The organism is Sorangium sp. So ce302 (genome assembly GCF_051530145.1).
In the GTDB taxonomy this organism is placed as follows: Bacteria; Myxococcota_A; Polyangia; order Polyangiales; family Polyangiaceae; genus Sorangium; species Sorangium cellulosum_B.
In genome coordinates this window covers 12245695-12258729 of sequence record NZ_CP150326.1, presented here as the reverse complement: position 1 = coordinate 12258729, position 13035 = coordinate 12245695, and the positions used below count along the sequence as shown (strand labels likewise).

General features: G+C 73.1%; 12 protein-coding genes. 5 read left to right on the top strand and 7 right to left on the bottom strand.

The window, feature by feature from the left end:
* Nucleotides 1-6: 6 nt before the first annotated feature.
* From WME73_RS46395 to WME73_RS46370, 6 genes are all read right to left on the bottom strand, one after another.
* Entirely contained in the window at nucleotides 7-2052 is a 2046-nt protein-coding gene (locus WME73_RS46395; protein WP_437742688.1) for a DCC1-like thiol-disulfide oxidoreductase family protein, read from the bottom strand.
* The gene (locus tag WME73_RS46390; protein WP_437748119.1) at nucleotides 2049-3161 is read right to left on the bottom strand and encodes a tryptophan 2,3-dioxygenase family protein; all 1113 of its coding nucleotides are present in this window, start codon (nucleotides 3159-3161) and stop codon (nucleotides 2049-2051) included. The genes WME73_RS46395 and WME73_RS46390 overlap by 4 nt, the downstream gene beginning before the upstream one ends.
* A gap of 233 nt (nucleotides 3162-3394) precedes the next feature.
* Nucleotides 3395-4081 carry a hypothetical protein gene (locus WME73_RS46385; protein WP_437742687.1) on the bottom strand — a complete coding sequence of 229 codons (687 nt, stop codon included), beginning with the start codon at nucleotides 4079-4081 and terminating at the stop codon, nucleotides 3395-3397.
* 19 nt (nucleotides 4082-4100) lie between these two features.
* A complete protein-coding gene (locus tag WME73_RS46380) occupies nucleotides 4101-4508 on the bottom strand; it encodes a hypothetical protein (RefSeq protein WP_437913749.1) in 408 nt (135 codons plus the stop codon).
* 145 nt (nucleotides 4509-4653) lie between these two features.
* Complete coding sequence (locus WME73_RS46375; RefSeq protein ID WP_437742685.1) at nucleotides 4654-4995, bottom strand: hypothetical protein; 342 nt, start codon at nucleotides 4993-4995, stop codon at nucleotides 4654-4656.
* 290 nt (nucleotides 4996-5285) lie between these two features.
* A complete protein-coding gene (locus tag WME73_RS46370) occupies nucleotides 5286-6755 on the bottom strand; it encodes an MBOAT family O-acyltransferase (protein WP_437913747.1) in 1470 nt (489 codons plus the stop codon).
* Nucleotides 6756-7113: 358 nt separating this feature from the next.
* Between WME73_RS46370 and WME73_RS46365 the strand changes: the two genes are divergently transcribed.
* The 4 genes from WME73_RS46365 to WME73_RS46350 are packed head-to-tail and all read left to right on the top strand — an operon-like array spanning nucleotide 7114 to nucleotide 9905.
* Complete coding sequence (locus tag WME73_RS46365) at nucleotides 7114-7674, top strand: hypothetical protein (protein ID WP_437742683.1); 561 nt, start codon at nucleotides 7114-7116, stop codon at nucleotides 7672-7674.
* A gap of 3 nt (nucleotides 7675-7677) precedes the next feature.
* A complete protein-coding gene (locus WME73_RS46360; RefSeq protein WP_437742682.1) occupies nucleotides 7678-8478 on the top strand; it encodes a polysaccharide deacetylase family protein in 801 nt (266 codons plus the stop codon).
* A 34-nt stretch (nucleotides 8479-8512) separates the two neighbouring features.
* Nucleotides 8513-9268, top strand: a complete 756-nt coding sequence (locus WME73_RS46355; protein WP_437742681.1) for a SirB1 family protein — start codon at nucleotides 8513-8515, stop codon at nucleotides 9266-9268.
* A 52-nt stretch (nucleotides 9269-9320) separates the two neighbouring features.
* Nucleotides 9321-9905, top strand: coding sequence for a Uma2 family endonuclease (locus tag WME73_RS46350; protein ID WP_437742680.1), 585 nt, complete (start codon nucleotides 9321-9323; stop codon nucleotides 9903-9905).
* Here the strand turns inward: WME73_RS46350 and WME73_RS46345 are convergent.
* Nucleotides 9840-11555 carry an ATP-binding protein gene (locus WME73_RS46345; RefSeq protein WP_437913746.1) on the bottom strand — a complete coding sequence of 572 codons (1716 nt, stop codon included), beginning with the start codon at nucleotides 11553-11555 and terminating at the stop codon, nucleotides 9840-9842. The genes WME73_RS46350 and WME73_RS46345 overlap by 66 nt on opposite strands.
* A gap of 344 nt (nucleotides 11556-11899) precedes the next feature.
* Between WME73_RS46345 and WME73_RS46340 the strand changes: the two genes are divergently transcribed.
* Nucleotides 11900-12757, top strand: a complete 858-nt coding sequence (locus WME73_RS46340; RefSeq protein WP_437913745.1) for a CPBP family intramembrane glutamic endopeptidase — start codon at nucleotides 11900-11902, stop codon at nucleotides 12755-12757.
* Nucleotides 12758-13035 lie beyond the last annotated feature (278 nt).

Here is a 13035-nt window from a genome sequence, read left to right as displayed (position 1 = left end):
AGCGCCTCAGTTCGGCTTGCCGTGCCGGCGGAGGGTCGGCACGAGGGGTAGGCCCCCCTCGCCCAGCTTTCCCGTGCCACCCCGCGAGTGCGAGAACAGCTTGTCCCGCTCGAAGCTGCTCGGCGCGGGCTCGCCCGGCGCGGGGATCGACGCCGAGACCCAGTACGCATCGAAGCCCGACAGCGACGCCTCGCGCCCTTTTCCGGACGCCTGGGGCCCGCCCTTCGCGAGGTAGTCGCGGAAGGCGCGCTGGTAATCGGACCACTCCGGCCGCCGGATGCGATCGAGGTAATCGGACCAGAGCTGGCCGAGCCGCGCCCCGGAATGCCCCGCAGGCTGGAGCCGCGGCTCCTCCCCGGTCAGCGGATCGATCGGCTCCGACGCGCGCGTCTGGCCGTCGATCACCATCAGCGCGTTGTCCCGCGGCGGCTCGGGCGCCATCACGTTCCACCTCGCCAGCATGCGCGGCCACGACGCCACGCCCGCGAGCACCGCCCCCTGCGGGACGGCCGCCGCGCCGGGCAGCGGGTTCTCCTTCGCCGTCTGCGCCAGCACCGCGGCGAGCACCACGAGCACCGCCGCCTCCCGCAGCGACCCCAGCGCGAGCCGCGCCGTCCGCACCGCCGGCGCAGGGACGTCCGGAGCGGGGCCCGCGTCGCCGCCGTCCGCTTCGCCCTCGTCGGGCAGCGGCATCCCGCACGCCTGCCGCCCCAGGAGCTCGCTGATGCGGTGCCGGCGGGCCGCGACCACGTCGTAGAGCGCGTTCAGGAGGTGCGAGATGCCCGGCAGCTTGAGCGGCCAGGCGAGCCAGCCGAGCGGCAACGCCAGGAGCCCCTCGGTCACCGCGGCGCCCCGCATGTACACGCGCCCCTTCCGGTCGATCGCGAGCGCCGTCCGCTCCACGAGATCCGGCGTGACCTCCTTCGGCATCGGCACGCGCTCCTCGGCCCCCGTCTGGTTGCGGACGTAGAGCTCGTCGAGCGTCACATTGCCCTGGAACGTCAGGTGCTCGCGCAGATCGAGCCGCTTGACAAGGCGCGCCAGGAGGAGGCAAACGCCGCAATCCGCGTCGTACACGAGCGTGCGCGCGCGCCCCTCGCTCCAGGAGCGCTCGTACACGTCCCAGAGCTCGCCGGGCAGCACGAGCGGCGCCGCGGCGGCGAGCGCCCAGCCGAACAGCCCGAGATCGAAGAAGACCCCGAGGATCAGCCCGTGCAGGACCATCAGCGCGGCCGCGACCCCGCGCGTCCAGCGGAAGAGCGCCGGGACGAAGAGCAGCGCCGGGATCGCGAGCTGCATGGCCCACGTGCCGAACGTGAGCCCGCGCAGCGTGCCGAGCGGCAGGACGTCGCGGAGCCAGACGCCCGCGTCGCTCGCCAGGCGCTCGGCGTGGAGCGCATAGTAGAACGCCGTCCCGTCGCGCCACGCCTCGCCGCGCTGCTGGAGCGCCGTACAGAGGTAGATGAGGGCGAGCTGCAGCAGCACGGCCAGCGCGGCGAGCGACGTCGGCGACCACCCGGGCAGGCGCTCGGCCGCGATCTCGGCCTCCGAGGCCCTCGACCTGTCGTTCAGCTCCGTGTCGCGCTTCTCGTCCCGCAGGGCGAGCGAGGCGCGGAGGCTGTCGAGCGAGAAGCGGCTCCCGCACGGCAGGAACGCCGTGAGCGCGAGGATCGCGATCGCCGCGTAGTTGCCGGCGTTCTCCAGCAGGACGTTCCTCGACGTCAGGCTCACCAGCACGAGCAGCGAGAGCACATGGAAGACGCGCGTCCGGTGGCCGATGAGGAACAGGGCGTAGACGACGAGCGCCAGCGAGAAGGCGAAGTGGGCCTCTCCCTCCGTCGAGATGGCGTGGAACAGGCTGAAGACCTGCTGTTTGCCCCGGAGGTTGAAGAGGTGGTTGTGGTTCGGGAGGACGCCCTCGTTCGAGTAGAAGTCCCGCACCCATCGCCACCGCCCGAAGAGGTCGGCGATAAGGACCAGCCCGAAGGTGATGCGAAACAACCCGAGCGAACGGGCATCAAGACGCAAGAAGTGATCGCGAAGTGATTTCACGGAGAGTCCTCGACACGGAATCCGTAATCCGATGCGTGCTCGAGCTCAGGGACGCTCGGCTTACGCAAGAGCAGGGAGCGCACCGTCCAGAGATCGCCGAAGACGCGGTAGCGCAGCGCGGTCTGGTCGAGGTAATCGACGCCCGCGGAGCCGCCCGTGCCGGTGCGCCGGCCGATCACCCGCTCGACCATCCGCGCGTGGCGCTGCCGCCAGATGAGCATGGCCTGCTCCATCTCCAGGATGCGGTCGAGCACCTCGCGCGGCCACGCGAGCCGGGGCAGCTCGCGGTAGCTCTCGATGAAGACGATCGCCGCGCGGACCGCCCGGCGCTTCTCGCGCGTGGCCGCGTCGGCCGCCGGATCGTCCTCGGCGAGCAGGAACGCCTCGGCGGCCGCGCTCTCCGCCTCGTAGCGCGCGCGGAGCCGCTCGACGTCCGGCGGGGTGAGCGCCTTGTCGATCGCCATCTGGACGCGGCGCTCGTTCTCCTGGCGCATCGAGCGCGTGTAGCTGCGCAGGAAGCTCACGACGCCTTCCGGCTCGCTCGATCCGTCGATCGGCGTCCGCGAGAGCCACTCGTCCAGGAAGTGCTTGAGGCTCGGCCCGCTCGCGAGCCTCGCCTCCACGCGGCGCGTGGCCGCCGAGGGCGCGCCGTCCGCGGTCTTGAGCGCCTCCTTGTAGCTCCCCTCCCGGCCGAGCGGGATCCGGAGCGCGTCGTCGAGGCCCAGCAGGAGCTCGATCTCGCGCAGCTGCGCCGACTGGAAGCCGCTCGCGGGGATGAGGCGATCGCGGAAATCGAGATAATCGCGGGTCGTGAGCGTCTCCATGACCCGGAAGTGCTCGATCGCCTGCTCGAAGATGGTGACGACCCGCCGGAACGAGCGCGCCGCGGAGGCGAGCTTCTGATCGGGCACGGGGTTCTGGCGGAAGAGCTCGCGCGCCGAGGTGAGCTCCCGGAGGATGAGCTTGAACCAGAGCTCGTAGATCTGGTGGACGACGATGAACAGGGCCTCGTCGTTGCCGACCTTCTGCTCGTCGTCGTCGAATCCACCCTGGAGGGCGAGCAGCTCCTCGACGTGGATGTAATCCCAGTAATTCATGTCCTTGGTGATTCGAGAGGCGCCGCCAGCGGCGTTCGTGCGGCGTGTTCGCAGCAAGCGGTGCGCCCGCGCCACGAGCGGCGCCGGGAGTCTACTTCCCGCCCCCCAGGAAACGGAAGGGCCTGGCACGGGTCGCACGGATTGCGCGTCTGCGCAAAAAGCAGCGGGATGCGCCGCCGGGCGAGCGCGCGCGGCGAGGCGGGGCGCACGCGGGCGGCCTCCACCGCGGAGCGCGCGCGGCGCGCTCAGGGCGCGCTCGCGGCGCCGGGAGGCGGATCGGCCGGGGCGCGCCGCACGCCGTCGGGGCCCATGTCGACGGGCGGCGCGTAGCTCTTGAGCTCGGCCCGCTCGTGGCTCGCCCCGCCCGCGGCCTCGATCACGACCACGCCGACGTCCGGGCAGAACGTCGACACGTAGCGAGCGGGCCTGTCGCCGAGGCGCTCCTCCACGGTCTGCACGCACCCCGTGAACCGCCCCGCGGGCACCTCGATCGCCACGTCGACCGCGGTGATCCGCGCGCGGCCGCCGTGCTCGCCGGTCCACGTGGTGCCGGGCGCGATCGGCTCCTTGAGCACGAAGACGCCCGTGTCGCCGCGGATCACGCCCTCGCCGGTGAACTCGAAGCGCTTCACGCCCGAGGGGAACCGGAGCTCGCCGCGGCGCGCGTCCGCGCGGTGCACGCGCGCGACGAGGAGGCCCTGCTCGCCGCCCTCGCTCATGGTCGCGTAGTGGTAGATGTGCCCGTCGACGAGCGGGAAGTAGCGCTCGGCCCGCGTGCCCGAGGCGGCGCCCCGCTGCCCGTCGGGCGCCGCGTCCCACGCCGCGGGCCGACCCGGGCTCGGGGCGCCCCCGCAGGCGATCAGCGCGAGCGCGAGCGCGGCGAGCCAGCGCGCCGGGGGGCGGCGTGAGGGACGTCCGGGCTCGGCGTTCACCGCGCTGCCTCCTCGGGGATCACGGGGCCGCGTGGCCGTGGGACCAGTACCAGAGCGCGAGGAACGCGAGCAGCGCCATGGCCGCGACGAGCAGGACGACGGCCAGCGGGTCGGGGTCGATCCGGCGCAGCAGCGCCCGCGCCGCGCGGCGGAGCTCGTCGCGCTCGGCCTCCTTCACGAGCCGCCCCGCCTCCGCGCGGACGAGCGCGTAGTCGCCGCGCTCGAACGCCTGCTCGAGGCGCTCGATCTCGGGATCGCGAGGGCGCGCCGGCGCGTCGTCGCCGGGGGGCGGCGCCGCCTTCTCGTCGCGCCGCTTCCCGCGCTTCTTCGGCGGGCGCCGCGGCTCGGCGTCGGCCTGCGCGTCCGGCGGCGAGCTCGGATCCGGCTCGGGCCGTGCGTCGGTGTCGGCCTGCTCCGTGTCCGTCACGTACAGCTCTCGGTGGTGATGTAGGCCATGGCCGAACCCGCGGCAGAGCCCCGGGACGGCGCAGGCTACCTCAGGCCCGGCCGCGCGTGCCCGAAAAAGGCCCGAAAAGCCGCGGTCCGCCGGTGGCAAGCGCCGGGGCCCCGGCCTACTCGAACGGCAGCCGGTCCCGCTGCCGATCGACCTCGGCCGGATCCGGGCGGTCTCGCCACGGGACCATCGCCTCGCCCTCGCCGCTCACCACGCACCGGAGCGCCTCGCAGGCGGCCCGGTAGTACGCCTTGCGACCGCAGCCGACAGCCTTGAAATGACCGCCGAGCTGCTCCTCGATGCGGACGTCCTTGTCGGCGCAATCGAGGTCGGAGGTGGCACGCGCCCGGATCATCGGCATCGCGTTCGACGGCACGTTGGACACGCTGCACGCCGGCGAGAGCGCGCCGGCGAGGAGGACGGCGAGGGGGGCGAGGGCGGCGAGACGGGGCGGGCGCACGGCGGGAGCGTAATGCACCGTTCGGCTCGAAATCCCGAGAAATGAACCGCGGCGGGCCGGCGAGCACACCGCGTTCGCCCTCGATCCCGGCGCCCTCCGCCTCTCGCGCGGCCTGGCCCGCCCGCTCCCTCCGCCCCGTCGCGCACGCTCTGCACACGCGCCGCAGAGCGGCGGTCACCCGCACAGGAGACGGGTCCAGATCGGCGTTTTCGGCGCGGAAGCGCACTCCAGTGCGCTGAGCACCGAAAACGCCGAGATGGGCCCGTATCCGAAGCGGGTGACCGCCGCTCTCAGAACTGGAAGTACACGAACGGCACCGCGGCCGCGCTCGCCGCCTCGTGGAGCCCGATCGCCACCAGGAACAGCAGCGCGCCCTGCACCGGCGCAGGCGCCGCGATGAAGGCGCCGCGGGCGCGCTCGTAGAGGCGCTCCGGCACGTAATGGGACAGGAGCGCGACCCCGAGGAGCGCGACCAGCACGGGCGGGAGGTTCGGGTGGAAGGTCGTCAGCGTGCCGATCTGCCGCAGGATGAGCACGGCCTGCGAGAACGTCGGCACGCGGAAGAAGATCCACGCGAAGCAGACGTAGTGGAACGTCAGCAGCACACACAGCGCGCGGAGGGGAACGCGGGAGAGGGGCGAGCTCGCGGTCGCGCCCCCGCGCTCGCCGGCGGATCGCCGGCGCTGGACCGCGCGCTGGAAGGCGCGCGTCACGGCGAGGCCGAGGCCGTGGAGGAAGCCCCAGAAGACGAAGTTCCACGATGCCCCGTGCCAGAGGCCGCCGAGCAGCATCGTGATCATCAGGTTGCGGTACGTCGCCAGCTCGGAGCCGCGGTTGCCGCCGAGCGGGATGTACAGGTAGTCGCGGAGCCAGGTGGAGAGCGAGATGTGCCAGCGGCGCCAGAAATCGGCGACGTTGTGCGCCTTGTACGGCGCGTCGAAGTTCTTCGGGAACCGCACGCCGAGCAGGAGCGCCGAGCCGATCGCGATGTCGGTGTAGCCGGAGAAATCGCAGTAGATCTGCGCGGCGTAGCCGTAGACGCCCGCGAGGACCTCCAGGGCCGAGTAGTTCTCCGGGCGCTCGAACACGCGGTCGACGAGGTTGAGCGCGAGCTGGTCGGAGAGGACGACCTTCTTCACGAGGCCGATCGCGACGAGGAACAGGCCCTCCCCGCCCTCCTCGAGGGTGAGGCTCGGGGCGCGCTCGAACTGCGGGAGCAGGTCCCGCGGGCGAACGATCGGCCCGGCGACGAGGTGGGGGAAGAACGCGACGAAGAGCAGGTAGCGGAGGTAGCTCTTGTGGGGCGGGAGCTCGCCCCGGTACACGTCGACGACGTAGCTCATCGACTCGAACGTGAAGAACGAGATGCCGACCGGCGGCAGGAGCACCCGGAACGCGTGGCCCACGCTCGCCGGCTCGCCCGTGAGCAAGGCGCAGAGCGCCGCGGCGTTCTCGAGCGCGAAGTTCCAGTACTTGAAGAACCCCAGGAACCCGAGGTTCAGCGCCACGGTGGCGATGAGCATCGCGCGCCGCGCCCGGGGCCGCTCCTCGCGGGCGATCGCGCGGGCGAGCAGGAAGTCGACCGTGGACGAGGCGAAGATGAGCGGCAGGTAGCGCCAGTCCCAGGCCGCGTAGAACCCGTAGCTCACGAGCAGCAGGAACACGAGGCGCGGCCAGGCGCCGGCGTACCGCACGAGCGCCCACGATCCGACGAAGACGGCGGCGAAGAACTCGGCGTAACGGAGGGTATTGAAGAGCACGGCCGGTCGGACCCCGGGTCAGGCTGCGGCGAGGGGCGCGGCGCGCGGCGGGGCCGAGCGCGTTGTCGAGGAGGAGCGGGCTACCCGGGCGGTGGGGGGCCGTCTACCACAGGGAGCGCGGCGCGGTCGCGCTCCTGGCGCGGCCCGATGGCGCCGCGCGGTCGCGCTCACAGCGCGGCGCCCTGCGGAACGTCGCGGAACGGCGCGGAACGGCGCGGAATGGTACGCAACGGCGCGGAACGGTACGGAACGGCGCGGAACGGCGCCGGGAACGCGACCGCGCGGGGCCGCGTTTGAACGGCGCCATGGCGCTGCGCCATGTTGAACGGCGCCCCGCGTCGTGCCAAGGATGGAGCTGATGCTGGGTCGCCTGATCCTCGGGGTTGTGAAGGGGCTCATCGTGGGGGGCCTGCTGGGCTTCGCGCTGGCGAAGCTCGGCTTCGCCGCGCCCATGGCGATCGTCGCCTACCTGGCCGCGGCGCTCGCCGGGGTCCTCGTGGGGCTGGTCGCGGGCAAGCCCATCTGGGCGAAGGACGCGAAGATCGAGGCGGGGATGAAGGCCTTCGTCGGGGCGCTGCTCGGCGCCGGCCTGATGTACGCCGCGCGCAGGTGGCTCACGGTGCCGGTGCCGCTGCCGCTCGGCGAGCTCGGGGGCGCGAACCTGTCGCTCGGCGAGGCCGCGGGGAGCACCGGGACGTTCGGCGGCCTGGCGATCACGTCGCTCGCCGCGATCGCCGCGCTGCTCGGCGGCTTCTACGAGGCCGACAACGACCCCTCGGACGAGGAGAAGCCGGGCGCGAAGCCGGCGGTGAAGGCGGCGGCCGGGGGCAACAACAAGCGCATCGCCGCCTCCGCCGCGGCGGACGAGCTCGACGACGACCTCGAGCTCGAGCCCGAGAAGAAGCGCGCGAAGAAGTAGCCGGTGCCGTTCGCGCGGGCCCTCCTCTACGCGGCGTCGCTCGGCGCGCTCGCGCTGGTCGCGCGCTCGCTGCTCGTCGCGCCGGTGCCCATGGCGGTCGCGGGCGCGGCCATCGCCGGCTATCTCGCGCTCGTCCTGTGCGGGGTCTTCTTCCTCGGGCTCGGGATGTTCGTCGACGTCGTGAAGCGCGGCCCGCCCGGCGCGCGGGGCGTGGCGCTGACCTTCGACGACGGGCCGAGCCCGGAGCACACGCCGGCGGTCCTCGCGCTCCTCGACGAGGCGGGCGTGAAGGCGACGTTCTTCGTCATCGGCCGCAAGGCCGAGGCCCACCCGGAGCTCGTCCGCGAGATCGCGGCGCGCGGCCACGCCATCGCCCTGCACAGCCACGCGCACGACCGGCTCTTCTCGCTGCGCTCGGCCCGCCGGGTCGAGCGCGACCTCCGGCAGAACCTCGACGTCATCGAGCGGATCACCGGCGCCCGCCCCACCCTCTTCAGGCCGCCGGTCGGCCATACGAGCCCGCGCATCGCCCGCGTGGTGGACGCGCTCGACCTCGACGTAATCGGCTGGTCGGCGCGGGGGTTCGACGGGCTCGCCGGGGCGGACCCCGGGCGGGTGGCGGCGCGGATCATCCCGGGGCTCCGCGACGGGGCGATCGTGCTGCTCCACGACGCGGCCGAGCGCGACGACCACGCGCCCGCGGGGCCCCTGGCGCTCCCGCGCATCCTGGCGGCGATGGAGAAGCGCAACCTGGTCGGGGTCCGCGTCGACGCGTGGCTCGACGACGGCGCGCGGGACGCCTAGACCACCTCTGTCGGGTGGCGCTACGCTCGGTTCGATGGCCGCGCCGGTGAGTCTGACGCTCTTTGCGCATATCGCCGGGAGACCGGAGGATGAGCTCGACCTCGCCGAGGCGGCGCTCCTCATCGACGACGCCGCGTACCCGGGCCTCGACATCCCGCACTACCTCGGCGTGCTCGACCGGCTCGGCGGCGAGGCGCGGCGCGCGGTCGATCGCCCCCTGCGCGCCGCGGAGGCGACGCCGGGCAGCGGCCCCATCGAGCAGCTGCTCCGCTGGTTCTACGGCGACCTCGGGTTCCACGGGAACTCCGGGGACTACTACGACCCGAAGAACAGCTACCTCCACGAGGTCCTGGATCGCCGGACGGGCATCCCCATCACGCTGGCCGTCGTCCTCCTCGAGGTGTGCTGGCGCGCGGGCCTCGAGGCCCAGGGCGTCTCGTTCCCGGGCCATTTCCTCGTGAGGACGCCGGTCCGCGGCGGCGTGCTGCTCATCGACCCGTTCGAGGGCCGCCTGCTCGGCCGGGACGACCTGCGCGCGCTGCACACCCGCGCCACGGGCGCCACGCGCGATCCGGAGCCGCGGCTGCTCGTGCCCGCGCAGAAGCGGCAGATCCTGGTGCGCATGCTGAACAACCTGCGGTCGATCTACTCGAGCCGCTCGGACGCGTCGCGGCTGCGCAGCGTGCTCGAGCGGATGCAGGTGCTCGCGCCGACCGACGAGCTCCGGAAGGAGCTCGATCAGCTCGGCGGCGAGCGCCCGTGGCCGTCCGCGGGGCGGGACGTGAACTGACGCGGCCCGATCGCCGCTCGCGCACCGCGCGCGATCGGATACGCTCGTCGGCATGGGTCAACCCGCCACGACCCCCCCGACCTTCGAGGAGCTCTACCGGAGCATCCGCGCCCTGCCCGAGCACCTGACGGGCGAGATCCTGGAGCCCGGCGTCCTCCGAACGATGTCGCGGCCCGGGAAGCGCCACCGCCGCGCGGCCAGGCTCTGCCTGCACGGCCTCGTCCCGTTCGACGCGAACGTCGGCGGCGTCGGCTGGTGGATCGAGCCCGAGACGGAGATCCGTTTCCCCGGCGGCCGGCTCGCCGTGCCTGACCTGTGCGGCTTCCGGGTCGAGCGGGTCCCCGAGCTGCCGGACGAGAACCCGCTGACGATCCTCCCCGACTGGTGCTGCGAGGTCCTGTCGCCGCGGACCGCCCGCGACGACGTGGCGGTGAAGCTGCCGCTCTACGCGCGCTCCGGCGTCGGCTGGAGCTGGATCGTGGACCCGATGCGCCGGCTGGTCGAGGTCTTCGAGACGGTCGGTGGGAGGCCGGCGCTCACGGCGACCGCGCAGGACGACGAGCGCGCTGTGCTACCGCCCTTCAACGGAGAGCTCGCGGTCGCCTCGTGGTGGATTCCGGGCGCCGCCGAGGAGTAGAGCGCTCCCGCCCAGGGGAGGGCGGGGGCTCGCCGCCAGACGGGAGAAGCGAGGGCCACTGCCGATCGCTCCGTTCGCCTGGAATCGAGCCTGGGATCGCGCGTTGGCCCTCCCATCACCCATGCCCGTCGCCGCCCCCGGCAGCAGCACCACGAACCGCGCCCCGCCGTCCGCGCCTCGCTCGACCCCGATCGTCCCGCCGGCCGCCTCCACGAGCCCCCGGCACACAGCGAGCCCGAGCCCTGTCCCCTCGCCGACCTCCTTGGTCGTGATGAACGGCTCGAACAGCGTCTCGCGGACCGCCTCCGCGATCCCCGGCCCGTTGTCCTCGACCTCGATCCGCGCGCCCCCGCCCGCGCCCCGCGACGCGCGCACCGCCACGCGCCCCCCGACGCGCGGCACCGCGTCGGCCGCGTTCAGGAGCAGGTTCAGGAGCACCTGCACGAGCTGCCCGTGCGCGAGCGGCACGGCCGGCACGTCGGGCGCGACGTCCCGCTCGAGCTCGATCGCGCGGAACGCCTTCTGCGGCGTGACGAGCGAGACGACGTCGCCGATCGCCTCCGCGACCGACCCCGAGGGGAGGTGCCCTGCCTCTCCGTCGTCGCCGGCCTCGGCCGCGCCCCGCGCCGCGGGCCGGGCGAAGTCGAGCAGGTCGCGCAGGATCTTGTGGATCCGCTCCGTCTCCCGCTTCATCCGCTCGACGAAGTCGCGCTCCTCGGCCGGCGTGAGGCCCCCGGCGAGCAGCAGATCCTGCAGGCCGAGGATCGCCGCGAGCGGGTTGCCGATCTCGTGCGCGAGCCCCGCCGCCAGGCGCCCCACGGACGCGAGCCGCTCCGAGCGGACAAGCCGCTCCTGCGCGCTCTTCAGGTCCGCCGCGTAGCGCTCGATCTCGGCGATCTTCGCCCGCAGCGACTCCTCGTCGGCGCGGAGGCGGCCCGTCATGAGCGCGAGGCTCGCGCCGAGCTCCGCGAGCTCCCGCGCGCCGGCCCGCGGCACTTCCAGGTCGCGCGCCCCGCCGGCCACGCGGCGCGCGGCCTCCGACACCGCGTCGATCGGCCGCACCACGAGGTGCGTCATCGAGATGTACGCGAACACGAGCAGCGCCAGCGCCACGATGCCCGTGTAGAGCGCCACGATCCGCACGAGCGGCGCGGCGGCCACCGTCGACGGGTCGGTCGGCACCAGCACGGCCACGGAGCCCGTCGACGTCGCGGGCGCCGGCTCCGCGAGAGACGCCGCCTCGCGCGCAGGCTCCGGGACGACCACCAGCAGCGCATCGCCGCGCGCCGTCCGCACCGTCTTCAGCACCTCCGTGCCGGCCTCCACCGAGGCGGGCAGCGCCGCCGCGATCTCCGGCTCCCCGGCGCGGCCCGAGAGCGCCCCGGCCGCGTCGTAGACGCCGATCGCCGACGCCCCGTCCGGGCCGAGCTGCGCCTCTAGCAGGAGCGAGAGCTCCGGGGCGGAGCGGGTCATCCGCGCCGCGGCCACGTGCCCGGCGATGGCGCGGCCGATCGCGCGGGCGCTCGACGCGCGCGCGCCGCTCATCGTGGCCCGCGTGAGGCTCGCCACGGCGAAGAAGAGCGGCACGAACGCCAGGAGGAGCAGCGCGCCGAGCGCGAACAAGAGTTGAAGCCGGATCCCGAGCCGCACGGTGTGGTCTGCCCCCTGTCGTACCGTCCTCGCCCAGCTCGGCGCCCGCTCGTCCGCGGCATCGCGCTGGGCTCGGAGGAACGACCTCTCTGATAGCGGCACGCGCGCCCATGGCAAAGCTCGCAACGCGCGCAACGCTCGCAACGCTCCGACGAACGGCTGGGCCTGGTGCCCGCCGCGCCGGCCTGGTACCCGCCGCGCCGAGCTGGTACCCGCCGCGGCAACCAGACGTGAACGACGTAAACAACGCGAACCACGCTGGCTGTTACAACGGCGAACCTCTCACGCGCTTGATCGCTCGCCCAGAGGCGTGACATCATGGCTGGTTCAATGGGGATAGTCTTATGAGCTTGCTCGAATCCTCCTCCGACGTGATCGACCCACACCATGTTCCTTTCCTCGCCGGCTCCGCCGCCCGCGACGCGCGCCCGTCGACCGGCCGGCGCGACCGCTCGACCGAGCGCGCTGGGCTGGCTGCGGCGAGCGACGCCGATCACGACCTGCTCCGCCTCGAGATCGAGCTCCTCCGCCGCGGCGGTCGGGACGCCCTGGAGCTGCGCCGGGAGCTCGCGGCATTCTTCTTCGTCGTCATCGCCCTCTTCGGCGTCGCGCAGCTCGTCCGGGATCTCATCCGCGCCGATCTGCCGCCGCTGCTCCAGATGGGCTATTCGTGGGGTTTCTTGCTGCTGCTCCTCGTGCCGATCGGGTGGTTCGTCCGGCGGCAGCCGCTGCCGCTCGCGCGGCTCGGCGTGACGCTCTCGGGCGCGCGGCATAGCCTCCGCGAAGCGCTCGTCATCGCCGCCATGGCCTTCGCCGCGTGCCTCGCGCTCCGCGCGGGGCCGGCCCTGCGCGGCGAGCCGTGGCTCGACTGGGGCTCGGTCGCGGGGTATTCGGGCCTCGAGTTCGCGATCTTCCTCGCGAGTTATGGGCCGCACTGCCTGCTCCAGGAGTTCATCGCGCGCGGCGTGATCCAGACCTCGCTCGAGCGGCTCCTGCCCGACGCCGGGCGCCTCGCGCCCATCATCGTCACCTCGGTGCTCTTCGGCGTGTTCCACCTGTATGTCTCGCTGGCCTTCGCGGTCATCACCTTCGCCGCGAGCGTCCTCTTCGGCCTCTTTTACGCGCGCCACCGCACCCTCGTCGGCGTCACCGCCGTCCATCTCACGGTCGGCCTCGCCAGCGTCGCCGCTGGCCTCAACTGACGCTCTCCGCGACAGGCACCCTTCCGCGCAACGGCCCGAACGGATTGTCTCCCTCGACGTCACGGTGTCCCGAAAGGCCTTTTCTTCCGAAGGCGGCGACCAGCGGCCGGAAGCGAGATCAACCGACGTGGTGCGCGCCCAGCGCCCTGGAGGGCGCCCTGCTCGATGAGCAGAGAAGACCTATGACGCCCTCGATGCAAGAAGCGAGGAATGGCCTGATGAGGCAACATGGGGTGACCACGCCGAGATCGGGCGCACAACATGGTCTCGATGGCCTT